The organism is Bacillus haynesii (assembly GCF_001969855.1).
Lineage (GTDB): Bacteria > Bacillota > Bacilli > Bacillales > Bacillaceae > Bacillus > Bacillus haynesii.
This window is the reverse complement of the sequence record NZ_MRBL01000024.1, coordinates 1-20326: the sequence shown is the minus strand read 5'-3', so window position 1 is coordinate 20326 and position 20326 is coordinate 1. Positions and strand designations below refer to the sequence as shown.

Annotated in this window: 23 protein-coding genes and 1 pseudogene; 10 read left to right on the top strand and 14 right to left on the bottom strand. The window is 41.2% G+C overall.

The genetic code is table 11. The features are described 5' to 3' along the window. Nucleotides 1-47 precede the first annotated feature (47 nt). From BTA31_RS18905 to nikA, 6 genes are all read right to left on the bottom strand, one after another. A complete protein-coding gene (locus BTA31_RS18905; RefSeq protein WP_076793516.1) occupies nucleotides 48-881 on the bottom strand; it encodes a MerR family transcriptional regulator in 834 nt (277 codons plus the stop codon). 339 nt (nucleotides 882-1220) lie between these two features. Then, entirely contained in the window at nucleotides 1221-2039 is an 819-nt protein-coding gene (gene nikE, locus BTA31_RS18900) for a nickel import ATP-binding protein NikE (RefSeq protein WP_043926579.1), read from the bottom strand. 41 nt (nucleotides 2040-2080) lie between these two features. Beyond that, nucleotides 2081-2899, bottom strand: a complete 819-nt coding sequence (gene nikD / locus BTA31_RS18895; protein WP_076793515.1) for a nickel import ATP-binding protein NikD — start codon at nucleotides 2897-2899, stop codon at nucleotides 2081-2083. Between the two features lie 14 nt (nucleotides 2900-2913). After that, entirely contained in the window at nucleotides 2914-3747 is an 834-nt protein-coding gene (nikC, locus tag BTA31_RS18890) for a nickel ABC transporter permease subunit NikC (RefSeq protein ID WP_043926570.1), read from the bottom strand. Beyond that, nucleotides 3744-4688 (bottom strand): nickel ABC transporter permease subunit NikB, encoded by a 945-nt coding sequence (nikB, locus tag BTA31_RS18885; protein ID WP_076793514.1) that lies wholly within the window; start codon nucleotides 4686-4688, stop codon nucleotides 3744-3746. The genes nikC and nikB overlap by 4 nt, the downstream gene beginning before the upstream one ends. Nucleotides 4689-4697: 9 nt before the next feature. Beyond that, the gene (nikA, locus tag BTA31_RS18880) at nucleotides 4698-6323 is read right to left on the bottom strand and encodes a nickel ABC transporter substrate-binding protein (protein ID WP_076793513.1); all 1626 of its coding nucleotides are present in this window, start codon (nucleotides 6321-6323) and stop codon (nucleotides 4698-4700) included. A gap of 104 nt (nucleotides 6324-6427) precedes the next feature. On the opposite strand from nikA, the gene BTA31_RS23585 reads away from it, so the two are divergent. Both BTA31_RS23585 and BTA31_RS18875 read left to right on the top strand, forming a co-directional pair. After that, the gene (locus BTA31_RS23585) at nucleotides 6428-6556 is read left to right on the top strand and encodes a hypothetical protein (RefSeq protein ID WP_275667508.1); all 129 of its coding nucleotides are present in this window, start codon (nucleotides 6428-6430) and stop codon (nucleotides 6554-6556) included. 64 nt (nucleotides 6557-6620) lie between these two features. Beyond that, nucleotides 6621-7670, top strand: coding sequence for an NAD(P)/FAD-dependent oxidoreductase (locus BTA31_RS18875; RefSeq protein WP_076793512.1), 1050 nt, complete (start codon nucleotides 6621-6623; stop codon nucleotides 7668-7670). A 73-nt stretch (nucleotides 7671-7743) separates the two neighbouring features. Here BTA31_RS18875 and desR read toward each other — a convergent pair whose 3' ends face one another. The 3 genes from desR to desA all read right to left on the bottom strand — a co-directional run bounded on the left by desR (nucleotide 7744) and on the right by desA (nucleotide 10655). Next, complete coding sequence (gene desR / locus BTA31_RS18870) at nucleotides 7744-8343, bottom strand: two-component system response regulator DesR (protein WP_076793511.1); 600 nt, start codon at nucleotides 8341-8343, stop codon at nucleotides 7744-7746. A 20-nt stretch (nucleotides 8344-8363) separates the two neighbouring features. Beyond that, a complete protein-coding gene (gene desK, locus BTA31_RS18865; RefSeq protein WP_043926575.1) occupies nucleotides 8364-9476 on the bottom strand; it encodes a two-component sensor histidine kinase DesK in 1113 nt (370 codons plus the stop codon). A 120-nt stretch (nucleotides 9477-9596) separates the two neighbouring features. Continuing rightward, nucleotides 9597-10655: a Delta(5) desaturase DesA gene (gene desA, locus BTA31_RS18860; RefSeq protein WP_076793510.1), complete on the bottom strand. Its 1059-nt coding sequence runs from the start codon at nucleotides 10653-10655 to the stop codon at nucleotides 9597-9599. A 269-nt stretch (nucleotides 10656-10924) separates the two neighbouring features. Here desA and BTA31_RS18855 point away from each other — a divergent pair, with 269 nt between their 5' ends. From BTA31_RS18855 to BTA31_RS18840, 4 genes are all read left to right on the top strand, one after another. After that, on the top strand, nucleotides 10925-11272 hold the full coding sequence (locus tag BTA31_RS18855) for a winged helix-turn-helix transcriptional regulator (RefSeq protein WP_043928395.1): 348 nt from the start codon (nucleotides 10925-10927) through the stop codon (nucleotides 11270-11272). Between the two features lie 185 nt (nucleotides 11273-11457). Further along, complete coding sequence (gene hxlA, locus BTA31_RS18850) at nucleotides 11458-12090, top strand: 3-hexulose-6-phosphate synthase (RefSeq protein ID WP_043928393.1); 633 nt, start codon at nucleotides 11458-11460, stop codon at nucleotides 12088-12090. Beyond that, on the top strand, nucleotides 12087-12644 hold the full coding sequence (gene hxlB / locus BTA31_RS18845) for a 6-phospho-3-hexuloisomerase (RefSeq protein WP_076793509.1): 558 nt from the start codon (nucleotides 12087-12089) through the stop codon (nucleotides 12642-12644). Before hxlA ends, hxlB begins: the two co-directional genes overlap by 4 nt. A 567-nt stretch (nucleotides 12645-13211) precedes the next feature. Continuing rightward, nucleotides 13212-13601, top strand: a complete 390-nt coding sequence (locus tag BTA31_RS18840) for a tautomerase family protein (protein WP_076793508.1) — start codon at nucleotides 13212-13214, stop codon at nucleotides 13599-13601. 85 nt (nucleotides 13602-13686) lie between these two features. Here BTA31_RS18840 and erm read toward each other — a convergent pair whose 3' ends face one another. Further along, nucleotides 13687-14550 (bottom strand): 23S ribosomal RNA methyltransferase Erm, encoded by an 864-nt coding sequence (gene erm / locus BTA31_RS18835; RefSeq protein ID WP_076793507.1) that lies wholly within the window; start codon nucleotides 14548-14550, stop codon nucleotides 13687-13689. A 274-nt stretch (nucleotides 14551-14824) separates the two neighbouring features. Further along, on the bottom strand, nucleotides 14825-14869 hold the full coding sequence (locus BTA31_RS23745; RefSeq protein ID WP_105980607.1) for an erythromycin resistance leader peptide: 45 nt from the start codon (nucleotides 14867-14869) through the stop codon (nucleotides 14825-14827). A 244-nt stretch (nucleotides 14870-15113) separates the two neighbouring features. On the opposite strand from BTA31_RS23745, the gene hemB reads away from it, so the two are divergent. The 4 genes from hemB (at nucleotide 15114) to BTA31_RS18810 (ending at nucleotide 18182) form a co-directional block, all read left to right on the top strand. Beyond that, on the top strand, nucleotides 15114-16100 hold the full coding sequence (gene hemB, locus BTA31_RS18825) for a porphobilinogen synthase (RefSeq protein ID WP_076793506.1): 987 nt from the start codon (nucleotides 15114-15116) through the stop codon (nucleotides 16098-16100). Further along, on the top strand, nucleotides 16097-16342 hold the full coding sequence (yidD, locus tag BTA31_RS18820; RefSeq protein WP_076793505.1) for a membrane protein insertion efficiency factor YidD: 246 nt from the start codon (nucleotides 16097-16099) through the stop codon (nucleotides 16340-16342). Before hemB ends, yidD begins: the two co-directional genes overlap by 4 nt. A 491-nt stretch (nucleotides 16343-16833) precedes the next feature. Then, nucleotides 16834-17541 (top strand): DNA alkylation repair protein, encoded by a 708-nt coding sequence (locus tag BTA31_RS18815; protein WP_076793598.1) that lies wholly within the window; start codon nucleotides 16834-16836, stop codon nucleotides 17539-17541. Nucleotides 17542-17585: 44 nt separating this feature from the next. Further along, nucleotides 17586-18182 carry a class I SAM-dependent methyltransferase gene (locus tag BTA31_RS18810; RefSeq protein ID WP_076793504.1) on the top strand — a complete coding sequence of 199 codons (597 nt, stop codon included), beginning with the start codon at nucleotides 17586-17588 and terminating at the stop codon, nucleotides 18180-18182. Between the two features lie 43 nt (nucleotides 18183-18225). On the opposite strand, the pseudogene BTA31_RS22450 reads toward BTA31_RS18810, so the two are convergent. The 3 genes and pseudogenes from BTA31_RS22450 to BTA31_RS18795 all read right to left on the bottom strand — a co-directional run. Then, a pseudogene (locus BTA31_RS22450) lies at nucleotides 18226-19326 on the bottom strand (ISL3 family transposase); the annotation flags it as partial. Nucleotides 19327-19357: 31 nt separating this feature from the next. Continuing rightward, nucleotides 19358-19522 carry a DUF2197 domain-containing protein gene (locus BTA31_RS18800; RefSeq protein WP_076793503.1) on the bottom strand — a complete coding sequence of 55 codons (165 nt, stop codon included), beginning with the start codon at nucleotides 19520-19522 and terminating at the stop codon, nucleotides 19358-19360. A 20-nt stretch (nucleotides 19523-19542) separates the two neighbouring features. Continuing rightward, entirely contained in the window at nucleotides 19543-20172 is a 630-nt protein-coding gene (locus BTA31_RS18795; RefSeq protein ID WP_076793502.1) for a TetR/AcrR family transcriptional regulator, read from the bottom strand. Nucleotides 20173-20326: the final 154 nt, after the last annotated feature.

Below are 20326 nucleotides of genomic sequence, written 5' to 3'. Positions count from 1 at the left end.
CTATAATGAGCTACAGGAGTATTCTAAACATTCAAGTTACTTGAAGGTCAATCAAAACTCTTTTTTACCGGAATTTGGATTAAAGTGACAAAACGATCTGACTCCTTGATGACTGCCTCATCAAGAACGGAAATTTCAACGGGGATTCCTTCAAGTTCATATCCTTTCTCTTTCAGCTGATGTAAAACAAGCTGATAACTTTTCCTCATATCCTCGTAGGGGCCAATATGGGGGTAGCTGGCATACAACCCTTCATTTAAATATTCTTCACTGTCTTCCTCGTGCAGTAATTCAAATAAGCCAATGTATTTTACAGGTCCTTCTTGCTTCAAGCTCTCCATATCCACGACTGTTCCGATGTCTCCCGTGAAGAAGCCGTTATTCTCGATCGACTGGCTTGAGAGCGTTTCTTTATCTTTTAAATAAATGTCGTCGCCTTCTACCATCAGATCGACAGGTTTGTCAAAATACAGATAGGATACAGCCCGTTTGGGGAAATACTGAAATGTTAAAGCAGGATGACCGGCAAGTTTTATTCCTTCTTCGATTGTGGAAATTTTGTTTTCGATCCTCGCCGCACTGCGTTGAAGCCGAAAAATTTCCGTCCTGACTTCCTCAAGCTTCTTCTTCAAAATTTCCATCGTCGTTTCCGGAGTCCTTTGATCTAACTGATGCTGAATATCTTTTAACGAAAATCCATTTTTCCTTAAAAAAATAATCGTATCCAGGACCTGAAATTGTTCAACACCATAATAACGATAGGATGTTTCAGGATCGGTATACTTTGGCCTGAACAGCCCGATTTCATCATAGTAACGCAGAGTCGATGCGGGAAGCTTGAAAAGTCGCGCTACTTCTCCCACACGGAATCGATTGTTCATTATTTTTCACCTCATTTGTTGGTTTTAGTGATATCAGCAAATACAGAGCTATTCGGTTATCGGATTTATGTATTTAAGTCTACTATTGACATTAGGTGAAAATACATGCCTGGTCAATAAGGAACCGCAGCATCCCTCGCGGCAATTGTTCGATGCACAACAATTCTTTACGCCACACCAATCTATTATCGTGAAACAGAAACCGAGATTGCGAATGAAAAATAAATGAGGGCTTCATGATTGGAAGCCCTCATTTCTCAGATATATTTTTCCCTAACGGATGAAAAACGTGAATCCAGCTTGGTTAAAGAAGCTCATTCAGAAAAGCTCCCGGCAGATTTATTGCTGAACCGCCCTTGTTCTGATCGAACGAAATCGCGGGTGCTCTGCCAGTATGGAATGCTTCATTTCTTTTACAACCGGATGGTCTGACTTTAAAAAACGATGTTTCTCGTACAGCCCGGCCAATTGGCCGTGATCTAAAACACCTAGTGTATCACTTAATTGATAGGCGGCTTTTAAATCATGCGTAATAAAGAAATACGACATTCCAAAATCGTCTTTGAGCTCTTTTAACAAATCCAATATAAGCGTTTGGGTTACCATGTCCAGGCTGCTGACAGACTCGTCCAATACGATCAGCTTCGGCTTGAGCGAGACTGCTCTTGCAATGTTAATCCGCTGCAATTGGCCGCCGCTGAATTGGTGCGGATATTTTGTTAAATCCTCTTCAGTTAAGCCTACTCGTTCCAACAGCTCGATAATGGTCCGTTTTTGCTCGGCGATTGTGAGCCTTTCATAGTTTTCCAGCGGTTCTGCTATAATTTGTTCCGCCGTCATTCGCGGGTTGACGGAAGAATATGAGTCTTGAAAAACAGCTTGAAGGTCGCGGCGGATTTTCCGCCGGATGGATTGATCTGCTTTATATAGATCATGACCTTGAAAAAAGATTTGCCCCGCTTGCGGCCGTTCCAAACCGAGCATTACTTTTCCCAATGTGCTTTTCCCGGCTCCGCTCGGTCCAAGCATGCCTAAGCATGTGCCTTCCTCAATCGAAAAGCTGACATTGGAAAGGACTTGTTTCGATTGAATTTTCCATTTGAACAATTTACGTGCCGTATAATGATGAGTGACTTCTTTCACTTGTAATAAACTCACTTGTTCACCCCATATCAAATGCCGGTCTTCTTCATACTGACTCAAGTGGCAAGTTGATCCATTGGCAATGTCAACCGTGCACTTAATAGCCTCTTTGTATATTCATGCTTTGGTTCATCAAACAGCTGAAACACATCTCTATTTTCTACAATTCTGCCATTCTGCATCACAGCAACTTCATCCGCCATTTCAGCAATGACGCCCAGATCATGAGATATAAGCAAAATCGCCGTGCCGAAGTCAGAGCGTATGCCGTCTAAATATTTCAGCACCGTCTTCTGATTATACACGTCGAGCGCAGTGGTAGGCTCATCCGCGATGAGAATGGCCGGCTCTAAGCATGCTGCAATTGCAATCATGACCCGTTGAAGCATTCCGCCGCTTAATTGAAAAGGGTAAGAATGCAAAAGCTTAGCAGGGTGGGGTAAGTTCACATGGCGCAACGCTTCGGTCGCAAGCTCTTTCGCCTGTTTCTTGCTAAAAGATGTATGAGAGCGAATCGATTCGGTCATTTGCTGGCCTATCGTAAAAACAGGTGTAAAAGCGTTCATCGGATTTTGCATGATATAGGCAATATCTTTGCCGCGGATTTTCCGCATTTCCTTATCTGCTAATCCGTTCAATTCACGGCCTCGTAATGCAATACTTCCTTCCACCTTGGTTGTTTTTGGATCAAGCGTCTGAAGAATAGACATGCTCGTTACCGTTTTTCCGCAACCACTCTCACCAATCAGACCAAGGACTTGGCCGCCCTTCAGTTCAAAATTGATGTCTTGAACAAGGGTTGAATGTCCTTTTTGATTATTAACCTGTACATGCAAATCTCTGACTTGAAGCACTGTTGATTGTTCTGTTCCCAACTTCCTCATTCCTTTTAAAATCGACGTTTGACACCGTATTGATCTGATAAGGTTTCGCCCAATAAATTGAATGTCACAACCACAACCATGATCATCACCCCTGGATAAATCATTAACTCGGGGTTCGTGCGAATATACGATTTACCTTCATGAATCATCGCTCCCCATTCAGCTGCCGGGGGCTGGACGCCTAATCCGAGAAAAGACATAGCGGAGATATCCATAATGGCCCAGCCCATTTCCAACGTACCGATGACAACAAGGGGAGGGAGGACATTCGGAATGATATGATTTTTAATAATTTTCCATTGTGAAGACCCATTGATTTTTGCCGCCGCAATAAAGTTCTCCTCTTTCAGACTCAGTACCATTCCTCTGAAGATTCTTGCATAATAGACCCATTGCACAAGCATGAGGGCCAGAATGACTTGAGGAAGTCCAGGACCGAATATGCCCACGAGGCCAAGAACTAAAATTAAGTTCGGAAAGGCCATCACACCATCGCAGCATCTCATTAACAGCTGATCAATCCAGCCGCCTTTATACCCTGAAATCGTCCCGACAATGAGGCCGATAACGAGCGAAGAAATGAAAATGAGCATTGCGAATCCCAGAGAAATCCGGGCGCCGTACAAAAGGCGGGATAAGTTGCATCTTCCCAAATGATCAGTTCCTAAAGGAAACTCCCAGGATGGAGGCTGCAGCTTATATACCAAATGGACATCAGCAGGATGATGCGGCGCAATCCAAGGGGCGAATACAGCGATGATAAAAAGGATGGTTAATATAGTCGTGCATACCGTGATCACTTTTTGGCCTTTGAATATCCTGCGTATACTTATCATCATCGATGCTGCCCTTCTTTCCTTGAAATGCGCGGGTCAATATACATTTGAATGAGGTCAACAATTAAGTTGCTCAATATAAAAAAGGTGGCGGCTAAGAACACATAGCATTGAATGACAGGGATGTCCCGATTGAAAATGGCCTCAATAAAATAACGGCCAAAGCCGGGCCAAGAAAAAACGACTTCAACAATAATTGTGCCGGTAAGCAGCTTGCCAAGGTTCATTCCCAGCCCCGTAATCAGCGGCGAAATGGCCATTCGCAATACATGTTTGGCCATAATGTTCATCTTTGTCATTCCTCTTATGCGTGCAAATTGCACATACGGTTCTTGCAGGTTTTCGATGACGCTTGCACGGAGCAGCCTTGTATACATCGCAATTAAAGGAAGCGCCAATGTCATCGCCGGCAGTACAAGATGCTGCCATGTCCCGATACCCTCCACCGGCAAAAGATCCAATTGAACAGAAAAGAAAAAAACCAACATATACCCTAACCAAAAAGTCGGGATGGATGCCCCGAAAAAGGAAATGAAGCGGCTGATATGATCAACTGCACCGTTTCTTTTGATCCCCGCTAAGAAGCCGAGCGGCACACTGACAAGCACCGCAATCAGTAAACTCCCAAGCGCAAGTTCGATCGTCGCCGGCATTCGGTGTGCAACTTCATCCCAAACCGGCCGATTCGAAACATAAGATATGCCAAAATCAAGTTGGCATATCTTCAAAACAGAGTTTACATATTGAATAAAAAATGGCTGATCCAAGCCAAACTCATGTCTTTTTTGTGCTAAAATTTCATCGGTTGGCTGGATATGTGCTGCGGCTAGGTATGCTTCAGCTGGGTCAACCGGTGAGAGATGAATCATTCCAGTTGTCAGAAGTGCAGCTAAAAGAAACACTGGAATAATCGACATGATTCGTTTCAATATATAGTTGCCCATAAAAGCCTCCTAGTGTTGCTGCTTGATGCGAATCCCTGTAAATGGATGTTCGTCACGGTTAGCAGGGAACGTAAAGTTGCTGATGTTCTTTTGATAGATCGCCGTCTTTTTAATATAAGAAATCGGAACGATGGCGCCCTGGTCTTGAAGTGATTTTAAAATAGATGAGTAGAGCTCCTGCCGTTCTTTTTCATCGGTCGTTTGAGGTACCTTTGCCATCTGCTTGATCAGCTTGTCCTTGTTTGGATAGGCTGAGATCGCTTCATTAAATCCGAATCCTTTGGAGGCGACAATGTTTAAAAATGTATGCGGGTCATAAGGCGCACCATAGTTGCTAAAGAAGTTCATATCAAACTCATTCGCTTTAAACCGTTTGACTTGGGTTGCCAATTCTACGCCTTCAAGATTCAGCTTTACCCCGATCGCTGCCCATTCTGCTTGCAGTGTTTCAGCCATTGTTTTTTGAATGGATTCCGCTGAATCATACATTAAACTAAATTCAAGAGGCTTTCCGTCTTTCTCGCGCACCGTCTTTCCATTTGGAAGCTTCCAGCCTGCCGCATCTAATAGCGCTTTCGCTTTTTCTGTATCATAATTGATTTGCTTTACATCAATATCAGACATGTATGGGAAGTCTGTCGGCAAAATATGATCTGCTTTTTCTTCTAACCCGGAGGTGATGCCTTTCACCATGGCTTCTTTGTCAAAACCATAGTGCAGGGCCTGGCGCACGCGTTCATCAGAAAGCTGTTCTTTTTTCGTATTCATGACAAGCTGTCTCGTCGCCACTGGTTCAGAAAGGCTTGTTTCATATTGGCCTGTCGATTGCAGCTGCTTGTATGCATCCAAACTGATAACGCCTTCGCCGTAAATAAGGTCAAGCTCGCCTTTTTCAAATGCAAGCACCCTTGTTTCGGCGTCCGGGATGATTTTCACTTTGATTTTCTCGACTTTTGGCTTTTCACCCCAATAATGTTCATTGCGTTTAAAAACCGCATATTCGTCAGCTTTATGCTCTTCCAATATCCATGGGCCTGTACCTACCGGTTTTGCGACACCCTTTGATGTATCGCCGTCCTTAGGGAAGCCCGCTTCTCCCAAAAACCGGACCGGCCGTACAACGGCTAGTTCCTGAATGGTTGGGTAATATGGTTCTGTTAATGTCAATTTAAATGTATGATCATCGATCACTTCTGTTTGGGCTATTTTTGAAATAAACCCTAACCAGCTATGTAACTCAGTATGTTTTAAAATGGAATCAACATTCTTTTTCACAATTTTTGCATTAAACTTTGTTCCATCTGAAAATTTTACATTCTTACGCAAATGAAACGTATACACTTTACCGTCACTTGATATATCCCAAGATTCGGCTAAATGCGGTTTAAGCTTTCCTCCCGCTTCATAGGTAACCAAAGGTTCATATACCATCGACTGGGCAAATAATTGGGAAGGATTATACACATGCGGATTCATTTCGCCTATATCTCTAGGCCAAGCCATTGTGACCATATTTTGATGAGTTTTCTTCTCTGTTGAATTTCCTGAGGTTGTACATCCAGTTAATAAAATAGAAAAGGTGAGCATCAATAAAAAAGTAATTTTAATTTTCAAACTAATCCTTCCGCTAAGCATGCTTTATTTCCTCCTAAATGAAGTTGATAATCATTTTCATTTTATGCAGGGGACATACCCTTGTCAATGTAAGATATAGGAACTGCCTAAAAGGTGAGCGTTCCATGATGACCGCCCTGGAAAATGCAGTGACGGCATTCCGTGAAGACGGGCGGAGAATAGGGAAAGACAAAATTGAAGAGAACTTTTTATTAAAATGGATTGTAAAAACGAAGCAATCAAAGTACACTTAATGATAATGATAATCATTTACGTTTGGAGTTATAAACTCATGACATATATCGGGAGTGAAGAGCGATGAGCAGAAATGAAGTGTTTGATGTGACCGTTATCGGCGGGGGGCCGGCCGGGTTATATTCCGCCTTTTACAGCGGACTGCGGGGAATGAAGACAAAGATTATTGAATATCAGCCGATGCTGGGCGGAAAGGTTCACGTTTATCCTGAAAAAATGATCTGGGATGTCGGGGGACTAACGCCGATTTCCGGAGCCAAGCTGATAGAACAGATGGTGCAGCAGGGGTTAACGTTTCATCCTGAAGTGCTGCTAAATGAGAAAGTCGAATCGATTGCCCGCAATGAAGAAGGGGTGTTTGAATTACATACGGCTGCCTCAGGGGTGCATCTGTCCAAGACGGTCATCGTTGCCGTCGGCGGCGGCATCCTTAATCCGCAAAAGCTTCAAATAGAAGGAGCAGAGCGTTTTGAAGTGTCCAATCTGAATTATACGGTTAAGTCACTGCAGCATTTTAAAGATAAAACGGTCATTGTATCAGGCGGCGGCAATTCGGCTGTCGATTGGGCCAACGAACTAGAACCTGTAGCGAAAAAGGTCTACCTCGCTTACCGCAAAGATGCGCTCAGCGGGCATGAGGCCCAGGTGGATCAGCTGCTGAACAGCTCGGTGAGCTGCTTCTTTCATACAGAGATTACCAAGTTGATCGCTTCGGAAGATCATGAGGTGATCGAACGGGTCGAGCTCACGAACGCTCAAACCGGTGAGGTGATGGAGCTGCCTGTCGACGAGGTGGTTATCAACCACGGATATGAACGCGACACCTCACTGCTGGAGAACAGCCGCCTTGATATTACCCGGGTGGATGACTATTATATTGAAGGTACTTCCAACTGTCAGTCTTCCGTGCCCGGACTGTATGCGGCGGGGGATATTGTGCATTACGAAGGCAAGCTGCACCTGATCGCCGGAGCGTTTCAAGATGCGGCAAACGCGGTCAACAGCGCCAAGCGCTTTATTGATCCCGAAGCGCACAAGAGTGCGATGGTGTCGTCGCATAATGAGGTTTTCAAAGAGCGCAACCGCGAGCTTGTGAAGAAGATGTTCGTGTAGAAAAGGAATGTTTTCGCCCGTGGGAGCGACTCATTCGTCAAGAGGATCTTGGAGATATAGCAAGGTCCTCTTTTTATTTAAACCAACCTTTTTCCTTTGAGCGAGTAATGGCTTCGATCCGATTTTTCACCTCAAGCTTTTCAAGAATCATTGAGATATAATTTCGTACGGTTCCGCTTTTGATGCTGAGTTCCTGGGCGATTTCTTTTGTGTTTTTTCCGTCAGCCACAAGTTCGAGCACTTCTTTTTCTCTATCTGTGAGGGGGTTGGCCTCACTGTACATGTCTTCCATCAGTTCAGGCGCATAGATCCGCTTTCCTTTCATGACGCTGCGGATGGCGCTCGCAAGCTCTTCGCTTGGGCTGTCCTTTAACAAATAGCCTTTAACACCTGCTTTAATGGCTCGCTGAAAGTAGCCGGGGCGGGCAAAAGTGGTTAGGATAATAATGTTGCAGCCTGTATCCTTTAATTCCTCAGCAGCTTCAAGCCCCGTCTTTCCCGGCATTTCAATGTCCATAATGCATACATCAGGCAGATGTTTTTTTGTGAAATCAACGGCATCCTGCCCGGTTGTGCCTTTGCCGACGACTTCCATATCATCTTCTAAATTCAGAAGCGATCCTAAAGCGCCCAAGAGCATTTGCTGATCTTCTGCAATAAATATACTAATCATGTAAGCCATCCTTTTTTTGTTTATTTTGAGTTATTAGGAATTGACATGGTAAGCTTGGTGCCGTTTTTTGTATCAATGTGAAGGCTTCCGTTTGCGAATTCAAGCCGTTCTCTCATGCCAAGCAAGCCGTGTCCTTTTGAAAAGTATTTCTCTTCGCCTTGAAACGTTCCATCGTCAGTCACTGTAATGACAACTTCCTTCCAGTGCTGCTGAATGTCAACGCGGCAGGTCTTAGCCTGACTGTGTTTGACGACATTAGTGACAGCTTCCTTTAAGCACATGCTCAATATGTTTTCATTAAGCAATGAGATATTTTCCGGCAATTTATCTTCTTCATAGATAAACGCAATGTCGGCTGCTTCAAGAATTTGTTTGATGTTCATGATTTCATCCTTGAGCCGGATGCCTTTCATAGAGGATACGATTTTTCTGACTTCATTTAAAGAAGTTCTCGCAGTTTGCTGAACGCTTTTCAGTTCACGCGCGGCTTGATCGGGATCTTTGTAAATTAATTTTCTCGCCAAGTCGCTTTTTAAACCGATAAGAGACAGCTTTTGTCCAAGTGTATCGTGGAGGTCGCGGGCAATCCGCTGCCGTTCTTCTAATTTTACCAAATTGGCAATCCGTTCATTAGCATACTCGAGCTTTTCTTCCAGGCGTTCACGCTCCTTGCGGCTCCTGATACTGAACGGCAATAAAATCGCACTGATGAGGGTGATGACCACAAAAGGAATTTGTGTCAGAAAAAATTCCTTTTTTAACACGAGACTGAAGTTGGCAGCGACGGCTGCGCTTATTAAATGGACGTAATATAAAATGTGAAATGGGACTCGTTTTTTAATGTTCCCTATAAAATATGCGATAAAAAAAGCAAAATAAATATAACTGAACAGCATAATCGAAGCGGTTGAAATACCGATTAAAATAAATGCCCACAAATAAACGTCCCAGCCTTTTGAGACAAAAGCAAATCTGTATACCGCAAAAAATAAAAGTGTCAAAATGATGCCGACGACGATTACAAGTGTAGATGATGATTGCATGATAAAGTAGAAGGGAAGGATGAAAAATATCGTCCATATATACGGCGAAATCCCGTTCAGTTTTTGAAATGTAAAATGCTTTTTGACCATGATATAACCTCATTTTCAGCTTTTCATCTTTAGAGTAACTTTACCATTGCCGGAGCCGGATTGCATCATTGGACAATAAAAAGGAAGTCTTCTTGTTGATATAAGAAGACCTCCTCATCGTCAGGCGTTCTTCCGCAGCTTCTGATTTTCCGTTGAATCCGGCGAAAGACGGGAAGATGTTTGTTTCATGTCCCGAAAGGTTACAAATTGCTTTTTTTCTTCATCCCAAAGCCGGAACGCGAGTGATTGCAGGCTTGTTTTTAAAGTGATGGTCGGGACGTTTTTTAACGGTTCGTGCTGTTCATGTGCGGTTTCAAGTTTATAGTTAGGCACCTTTGGACTCAGATGATGAACATGGTGGTACCCGATATTGCCTGTCAGCCATTGAAGCAGTTTCGGGAGTTTATAAAATGAACTTCCTTCCACAGCGGCCTGAACATAGCTCCAGTTTTCATCCGCTTCAAAATAAGAATCTTCAAATGTATGCTGAACATAAAACAGCCAAACGCCGATCGAACCCGAGATCAGAAAGATCGGACCCTGTACGAGCAAAAACGATTGCCAGCCAAAGATCAGGCAGCAGACAGCAGCCAATGCCGCGATTGCAAGGTTGGTGAGGTATGTGTTCACACGTTCCTTCCGTCTTGCACCTTTTTTGTTAAAGCGGTTTGTGATCAGAAAGACATAAATCGGTCCGAGTATAAACATGATAAACGGATTTCTGTAAAGTCTGTATGCGATTTTTGTGCGCAGAGGTGCGGCTTTATATTCGTTTACCGTCAGCAGCCAGATATCGCCTGTTCCGCGTTTATCCAGGTTGCTGCTTGTCGCATGATGAATCGAATGGCTGTGCTGCCATTGAAGATAAGGAAATAAAGTCAGAACGCCTGTCAAAAAGCCGAGAATGTGGTTATGGCGTTTTTGTTTGAAAAAGGATAGATGGCAGCAGTCGTGAAAAATAATGAAAATTCTCGTCAAAAACCCTGCGGCAATCACCGTTATTCCTAAAGTAAGGAGATAGGAGACATTGAGGCTGAAATAGGCAAGAAACCACAGTCCGAAGAAAGGAATAAACGTATTGAAGAGCTGAATCAGACTGTTTTTAGTATCAGGCTGGGCAAACGCAGCAACCTGTTTTGTTAACTGTTTTTGTTTATGTGCGATGGTTTGTTCAGTCATAGTAAAGTTATCCTCTCATAAATGGGTCTTAAATTCAGTTTACGCCACAGAGGGATGTCTTTGTAGTAGCACACATCATGCTTCATACATGACACTTGTCATGTTTCCTTGACAAAGCATAAGAAGATTGACAATGTCATGATGGGGAAAATCCGCATGACAAGATGGTGAATAAAGGAAGTTGTGAAAGTGCGGTGATTGATTAATGAAACAAAGTTCTTTTACAATGATGTAATTGATGATCATATTTTGATAAGGAGTGAATTCATATGTCACGAATGGAAAATAAAACATTTAATTGTGAAAAGGAGTTGACGCTCAACATTATCGGAGGAAAGTGGAAAATGCTGATTTTGTGGTTTTTAGGAAAAGAAGGTACGAAAAGGTTCGGAGAATTAAAAGCCTTGATGCCCGGCATTACGCAAAGAATGCTGGTGAATCAGCTGCGTGAATTAGAAGAAGATCATATTGTACATAGGGAAGTATATCCGGTTGTTCCCCCAAAAGTTGAATATTCCCTTACAAAACAAGGAGAAAGTTTAATGCCTATATTAGAGGCGATGTATGATTGGGGTAAAAATTATATAGAAACGAACTTTTCAAAAGATGATAAATAGCTTGATTGACTTAAGATACTGTTTTGGAGACAGTATCTTTTTCTATACCATATGAGGAAAAGTATAGTATGTAAAAAAAAAGTGCGTACTATTAATGGTATTTTCCCCTTGTTATACTTTTGGTGTAACAGAAATATTAAAAGAATAATCCGCGGAATTCTTAATTCAAACAGGGGTGATTGTAAGTGGAATTACAGTTAGCATTAGATTTAGTCAATATACCGGAAGCCATCAAAGTAGTAAAAGAAGTAGAAGAATACATTGACATTGTTGAAATTGGTACGCCGGTTGTGATAAATGAAGGACTCCGTGCAGTAAAAGAGGTGAAAAGCGCTTTCCCGAATTTGAAAGTGCTGGCAGACCTTAAAATTATGGATGCGGCCGGGTATGAAGTCATGAAAGCCTCAGAGGCAGGAGCCGATATCATCACCATTTTAGGAGCCGCTGAAGACATGTCTATTAAAGGCGCTGTAGAAGAGGCAAAAGCTCAAGGAAATAAAATCCTGGTCGATATGATTGGGATTAAAGACATCAAATCACGCGCGAAGGAATTGGATGAACTTGGTGTCGATTATATTTGTGTGCATACGGGTTATGATCTTCAAGCCATTGGCCAAAATTCATTTGAAGACTTAATGACCATTAAGAATGTGGTAAAAAACGCTAAAACGGCTATTGCAGGCGGAATTAAATTAGACACATTGCCCGAAGTCGTTAAATTAAAACCTGATTTGATTATTGTTGGGGGCGGTATTGCAAATCAAGATGATAAAGCGGCCGCAGCCGCAAAAATGAAGCAGATGATTCAACAATCATGAAGACTTATGAGTATGTAAAAGCGATCATCGCAGAGCTTGATCATGCAACCTCTCAAAATCAGGCGGAAGGAATAGAGAACTTAATAACCAGTATCATGTCTTCTGAAAAAGTGTTTGTTTCCGGTGCAGGTCGTTCCGGTTTAATGGGGAAATCATTTGCTATGAGATTAATGCACATGGGTATCAATGCATTTGTAACAGGAGAAACCGTAACACCGGCATTTACCGCAAACGACTTGCTTATCGTGGGCACAGGATCAGGGAAAACAGAAAGTTTGCTTCATATGGCGGAAAAGGCAAAAGATATCGGAGGCACTGTAGCAACAGTTACCATCTCTCCAGATTCGCCAATCGCTGAAACATCTGATCTTATACTGCAGCTCTCGGGTTCACCTAAAGATCAAACGATGGGCAATAAACAGACGATACAACCGATGGGGTCGCTTTTTGAACAGACTCTTTTATTGTTTTATGATGCTATCATATTGCGAATTATGGAAATTAAAGGGCTCAATACTCATAACATGTATGGAAATCATGCAAATCTTGAATAAATACGCCTTCATGTAAAGAAAATCACCATCCGCTATCTCGGATGGTGATTTTTTGTATACGAACTGTTTTTTAACATATCATTTACATCTTCATTACGATTTTAAAATGTGAATATCGTAAAATAAAATTCCGGTGGTACAGGGATTCTAAATGATAGATGAAGAAAGGAGCTTATCATGCTGACAAGTTTTAGCCTGATTGGGTTTATCCCTTTAATTGTTTTTGTTGCTGTAATTATATTCGGGTTGAGAAAGCTTGTGCTTTTTTTAAGAAATAAGTAGAGTGTTGATAATCATATTGTTGTCACATTTTGATAAAGTGTTGTTTACATACTAATCTCCTAAAGATTGGGCGCTAGCTAATCTTTAATGACTCAGACCTTGTATCATCTATTCTGATAAACGAGACGAATGATCAATTATTGAACATGTTTTGGTTATATGTTATGTTTTTATCAAGTTAGCAGAAATCATTCCTTGTATCCAAATCGAAACAATTCATCAGGGACAGGTAAAACCTCTTATTTCTCTAACGAAATTTAAAATGATCAAAAAGGGGATAAATATATGCCATTATTACGTTTCGATCTAATAGAAGGCCGTGATGAACAAGCATTAAAAAAATTATTAGATACCGCACACGATGCGATGGTAGAAGCGTTTAGCGTTCCGGAGAAAGACCGCTATCAAATTGTCCATCAGCATCCGGCGAATGAGCTCATCATCCAAGATACAGGCTTGGGATTGAATAGGTCAAAGGATCTGGTTGTGATCAGCATCACCAGTAAAACAAGAACAGAAAGCCAAAAAGAGAAATTGTATGCTTTACTTGCTGAAAGGCTCGAAGCGGAATGCGGCATTTCACCTGAAGATGTCATGGTGTCCATCACAGAAAATGGCGATGCCGATTGGAGTTTCGGCCTCGGCGAGGCGCAGTTTTTAACTGGAAAGCTGTAAGCGGGCAAAAGGAATGTTGACAGGGACATCTGAATCCCTCCGGAAAAGCTTAAGCTGCTGACGAGACGTCAGCAGCTTTTTTTCTTTATATTTTTCCTGGTTTTCTCTTATTTGCTCTTGGCCATTTGTGGTGCATCACATATTGAGTCATCGTGTTAAAAATAACCGCCCATTCGTTTTCGGTGAACGTTCCAACGGTTTTTTCGTTGTTGATTTTTAGACTTTTTCTTAAGTGCTTCATTTGACGCGGAGTAAAAATTCCGCGTAAAGCAACACAGAAAGGGGCATGCGGCTCCTTTAGCGCATATTCAGCAAGCCCAAGAAACGCAATGTAATGTTTATGTGATAGAGGCGCTTCTTTTTTTCGTGTTATGCTGACCATTGCCGAGTCCACTTTTGGAGGGGGAGAAAAATGTTCTTTCGATATTTCTCTGACAATGCCGATATTAAACCACATTCTCCAAGCTAAAACATAGGAATTTTTAATGAATTTTGATGTGAATCGTTTAGCAGCCCCTTTTTCCATTACGATGATGCCTTTTTGAAATCCGCTTGCAGGATTGTTCAAAAGCATTTTCATGATAGGGGTTGTGATGGCATAGGGAATATTAGAGACCACCACAAACTTTTCTTTTGGTAAATGAATCTTCATGATATCTTGATGAATAATTTTCGTATTTGAATGCTGTGCTGTTTTACGTGTGAGTATATCAACGAATTTAGAATCGTTTTCCACTGCCAATACCTTACCGGCTTTTTGACTTAGCACAGTTGTCAAAGCACCTTTTCCAGCCCCTAACTCTAAAACCGTATCGTCTATGCTAATATTTGCCCGATCAACAATTTCTTCAATTAATTGTTTATTATGCATCAAATGCTGTCCGGAAAAATTCGGAGATTCCCCGCGGTTTAACTTTTTTCCTCTGTACTTATGATTTTTTTTCTTCATGTTTCCTCTTCCTCTCATCATAAAAAATCACAGGCGGTCTGCCTGTGATTCAGAGTAAAGGGAAGAGCCATCCTTTAAGGATGAAGCCGCAGTATTTCCATAACCAAATAAGCCTTTCTCAGCCGTTTAAAAAAGGATTAAACAAAAAAGAAAGGCAGAACGATCCGCCTTTCTACAAGTTACAAATTTTATATGCAAAATGAAGATTATTAAAAAAGGACAGACTGATCCCGTTTACTCTGCATACACAAACAGAGCCTTTGAACGTATTTAATTACTGGTTCAAAGTTGGGAAACGCAGTCTCATTGAGTGTGTCATTTTTTAATAATCCTCCTGAAAAGTTAAAGTTACGATCTCATTGTAGGGCATTTCTTGGAAAACGTCAACGGCTGGAATTTTCTCGTCCCTTGCGAATATCGCAGGAGGCCATCAGGCAAGGCATGTGTTGAGAACGGGAGTCAACTAACATTGAAATTATAGATGTGATTGTCTATACTTTAAATTATAAATCGTAATAATTATGATTTGAGAATAATCCATGTAGAAAAGTGGTGCAATAATATTGAATCAATCATTCGCATTTTCACGGCATCGCAGACTGCGCTCAACGCCGGGTATCCGGGATTTGGTAAGAGAAAATCGGCTTTCCCTTAACGATCTCATATATCCTCTGTTTGTCCAAGAGGGTATGGGGTTAAAAACAGAAGTACCTTCCATGCCGGGCGTTTATCAACTGACATTAGATTTATTAGAAGAGGAAATTCATGAGTTAAGAACGCTCGGGATCAAAGCGGTTCTTCTTTTTGGAATCCCAAGCTGGAAAGATGATTTGGCAACGTCTGCTTATGCGCCAGATGGAATTGTTCAACGAGCGGTTAGGCAAATCAAGGCTTTAGATTCTGATTTGGTTATCATTACCGACACATGTATATGCCACTATCAAACAGAAGGTCATTGCGGCATACCGGTAAACGGCAGGATTGATAATGACGTGTCTTTAGATATACATGTAAAAGTCGCCATATCTCAGGCTGAGGCAGGGGCCGATATTCTGGCGCCCTCAAGCATGATGGATGGATTTGTGACGTATATACGACATGCGCTGGAGGAATCGGGTTATAAAGACATTCCGATCATGTCGTACGGTATTAAATATGCTTCAAGCTATTATGGGCCATTTCGCGATGCCGCGGATAATTTGCCGGCTTTCGGTGACCGCCGGACCTATCAGATGGACCCGGCAAACCGTTTGGAGGCTTTTCGTGAAGCTCAGTCCGATATTGAAGAGGGAGCGGATTTTATGATCATTAAACCTGGTTTGCCTTATTTAGACATCATCAGGGATATGCGAAATTCTCTCCAGATTCCGCTGGTTTCATATCAAGTAAGCGGTGAATATGCCCAAATAAAAGCCGCATCGCAAAACGGCTGGATTGACGAAAAAAATACAGTGTTGGAAAGCATGCTTGCGATGAAGAGGGCCGGTGCGGATCTTATTGTTACATATTTTGCAAAAGATATAGCAAAATTTCTTCGGGAGGAATCATGAAACGGGCAGCGATCATAGTTATTCGATTCTATCAAAAGGCGATATCACCTCTTTTCCCGCCAACTTGCAGATTTTGTCCAACATGCTCCAACTATGGGCTTGAAGCGATTCAAAGGTTCGGGTTTATCAAAGGCAGTTATCTGCTCATCAAACGATTACTGAAATGCCATCCCCTTCATCCCGGAGGCTTTGATCCTGTTCCAAGCAAAACAGATCAAAAAAGGGAAGGGGATTCAAATTAATATTATAGGATGAACTTTTGATCGTTTTTTCTTGCAGGGCAGGCAGGCTGGAGAAATTGACCGCTTCCTTGATGAATTCCTGCAAGTTTAGGGGAGTAACAGAAATACACCCGGTCTCTAACTGTAGATATCAGCGGCATTCAAATTTGACGCATGAAGAGGAAAGGCGGTCAAAATAGACCCTTTCTGCTTGTTAAAATGTTTCATATAATAAACATATACGATATGAATGAAGAGCTGACAAATTTAGTTTTCATTAGAACAAAAGAAAAATCGCGAAAGCAAAATCCTAGCTGTCAGAGAGTAAAAAGACGGTTGGAAGACCGAAGCTAATTGTAAAGAATACATGGCAACTGAGCTATTGATGCTGATATAGCTGTTGATAGAGAGCATTAAAAACAAACGAAGTTGATTTGAAATGATTAGATGAAGCGAAAGAGTATGATAATGGAATTAAAGAAATGAATTTCATTTATGAAGGAAGTGAAAGCATGGATTTTGAAACGGTTATGAAGGAACTGGAAGCGTTGGGTACGGAAAACATGAAGAAAAGATATATAACGAATGGTGCGCACGAACCGCTGTTTGGCGTAGCTACAGGCAAAATGAAGCCGCTCGCAAAGAAAATCAAGAAAAATCAGCCTTTGGCGGAGCAGCTCTACGCTACCGGGAACTACGATGCCATGTATTTTGCCGGCATTATTGCCGACCCAATGACAATGACTGAGGCGGATTTTGAGCGGTGGATCAATGCGGCGTATTTCTATATGCTATCTGATTATGTTGTTGCAGTAACTTTGGCAGAAACCGATTTTGCGCAGGCTGTTGCTGATAAATGGATCTCAAGCGGTGAAGAGCTTAAAATGTCGGCAGGCTGGAGCTGTTACTGCTGGCTTTTAGGTAATCGACCGGACGATGAATTTAATGTGACCAAAATTGCCGGTATGCTTGATCAGGTGGAACATGCGATTCACGATTCTCCGGATCGAACAAAATCGGCTATGAATAACTTTATCTACACAGTCGCGATTTCATATTTGCCGCTTCATGAAAAGGCGGTTGAAACCGCAAAAGCAGTAGGCCCGGTCGAACTCAGGCGAGGCAAGAAAAAAAGCAGTATCCTGAATGCTTCCAAAAATATTCAAATGGATATTGAGAGAGGCCGTCTTGGTTTCAAACGGAAATATGTAAGGTGTTAGCACAGTCTGCAGTGAAACTTCTAAAAATAAATAGGGAGCGGAGCATGGAAAATAACGTTTTTGAACAGATGGCAAAGCGATATGATACAGAAGAAAGAATTGAATTAGCTAAAGTGATCGTGAATGAAGTAAGACCGGAATTGCGGAACAGTCAATCAAAATCTTTAATTGACTATGGGAGCGGTACGGGTCTCATTAGTTTAGAATTGTCAGATTTAGTACATTCTATTTTGCTGGTCGATTCATCCAAACAAATGCTGGAGGTGGCGAAAGCTAAAATTTCTCGCAAAGGAATTGCCAATGCAAAAGTGCTTTATTCAGATTTTACCGAAGAAACTCCTGAACTGAAGGCAGACATCGTTTTAATGTCACTGGTCCTTCTTCATATTCCGGATACGAATAAAATTTTACAGGAATTGTTCGGCACTTTAAATGATGGCGGCAAGCTCATCATTATTGATTTTGACAAAAACGATAAAATACAACATCCGAACGTTCATAACGGTTTTTCACACGAAGAATTGAAAAAAAGATTATCCGATGTTGGATTTAAATCAACTGAAATGAAGACATTTTTTCATGGGCAGCGTATTTTTATGAATCAGGATGCCTCAATGTTTATATCCAGCAGCATAAAGTGATTTCTTGTTTTTTGGGTATTCGGATTATTTGGTGGAAAAGGGCTTATAATTCACCCTTTTCCAATTTCTTAATAAGTGTGGAAAAATCAACACCGTAGTTGCCTGTTATGACGTGGTCTGTTATTTCATCCCAATTGACAGTATCGTATAACATAGCTTTGTTGAAAGCGCTTGGATTAAATCGTGGCTTACGTTTCTTATGAAGGTTCTCATTAAACAGTATCTTGGCTCGTAACGCTTCAAATGAGTAGCCTCTACCCATTCGTTCAACTTGCTTAATAATGCTGTTTATGGACTCTGTATAAGCGTTAGTGAGTTTTTTGTCGAAGTAGTTGAAGATTTCATCTTGCCAGTTGTCTACGGCTCTCACAAGGTCTTTGTAGGGTTCTTTAGATTTACTCGATAAACAACGTTTTCTCCAATATCTATAACGATCTCTGCCCTCGTCTAGGTTAGCTGTATCCCATATCCAGTAAAACTTTGAGTTTATGAGCTTCTTTCAGTTCAGGGATAATACCTAACCAAGTTTCCAGAAGGAATGCGTCTCGTTCATTCAAGTCATGTTTACGTTTGAGAAGTATATATCTCTCACGCATAAGAGTATGTCTTTCTTTGGCAGTCATATTGGCTTTAAGTGACTTTCTGACTTTGTCTAAGGCTTGATTAGCCATACGGACTACATGAAACTTATCTACAACTACTTTAGCCTGTGGTAAGACAGTATTTACTGCATCTTTGTAAGGCTTCCACATATCCATTGTATTCAATGTAATGCCTATCACTAATCTCTGAAAGCCGTAGTATAACAGTTTCTTTCTTACGGTTAGGCTTAATATCAAAGATAGTTTTTCGTTCGACATTAGTGAGTACAAGGCGGGGTTTACGGATAATATGTATTTCCTATTCCAAGCCATTTAGGAGTTTCAAATCGGTGTTCTCGTTCTTTGAATGCCACATGATCTTTAAAAACGTTTCTAATGGTCTTTTCATCTACTCCAACGCTTTCGGCTACTTCCACAAAGATCTTAGACATGGATTGTTCTTCAATGGACTCTAACAACCTTTTAGTCATACTACGCTTTTCGTCAATGGATATAAGTCGACACTCCCGACATTTGTAACGTCTACAGTTTACTTGTAAGCCTCTCGCTATTATTAAGGTACTTCCCAAATAACTATCTAAAGAAATTTTTAATTGCATCAATACGTATCTTATGACTACAATCTTCGCAACAAAAAATCTTATTCTTTCTTTCCTTAAATTGTTTATATTTCAGGCTTCCTTCGTACACTTTGAATATTTTTTTACAATTATAACAAAGTACCTCATAGTAAAACATTTTATCCTCCTAGTGACACATTACTTTTTAGTTGATGCATCGAAGATTGTAATCAGTTCTCTAGTATATTCCTGAATATCTAAATGAGGCTTTCTCATTAATTCCATAGTGAACCCGTCAATGGCATTTCTTATTGTTAACGCCATCACCCTTGCTGATGGTCTAGTAAATTCTCGGAAAACTCCTTCTTGCATCCCTTGGGTGAGAATATTTTCAATTGGAAGTAAAACAACTTCATCATGGTCTGCTGCAAACTGAAGTTTACCATCAGCAGTTATCTTATTAGAAACCATTTCTATAACAGCGAAAACATGCTTCCGATTTTCATCTACGAATGTAAGATTGGATTCAATATACACCCGAAGCATTTCTTTAGGAGATTTTTGAACTTCTACTCGTGGAGCAATATATGATTGCCAAGCCAAATAGTATTCGATAGCTATTTGCTCCAATAATTCCTCTTTATTTGCAAAGTGATAGGAAATAACCCCCTTACTGATTTTTGCACGTTTTGCAATTTGTCCTAAAGAGGCTTGAGCGTAACCTACTTCAGCGATTGTTTCAATCGCACATTCCACAATTTGAGCTCTACGGGCTTTTTCGATGAATGACATTTCTTTTTGGTTAGTCGGTTTATTTTTTTTACACATGTTTTTATTTTAGTACAGTCGTACAACTGATTCAATATAAAAAACCATTTAGGTGAAGATTATCTAAATGGTTTATGAATCTTTATACAACTATCCTGTTCGTTAGTTACACAAGTATCTATATTAAATTCTTCCATTCATTCAAATACCCAAT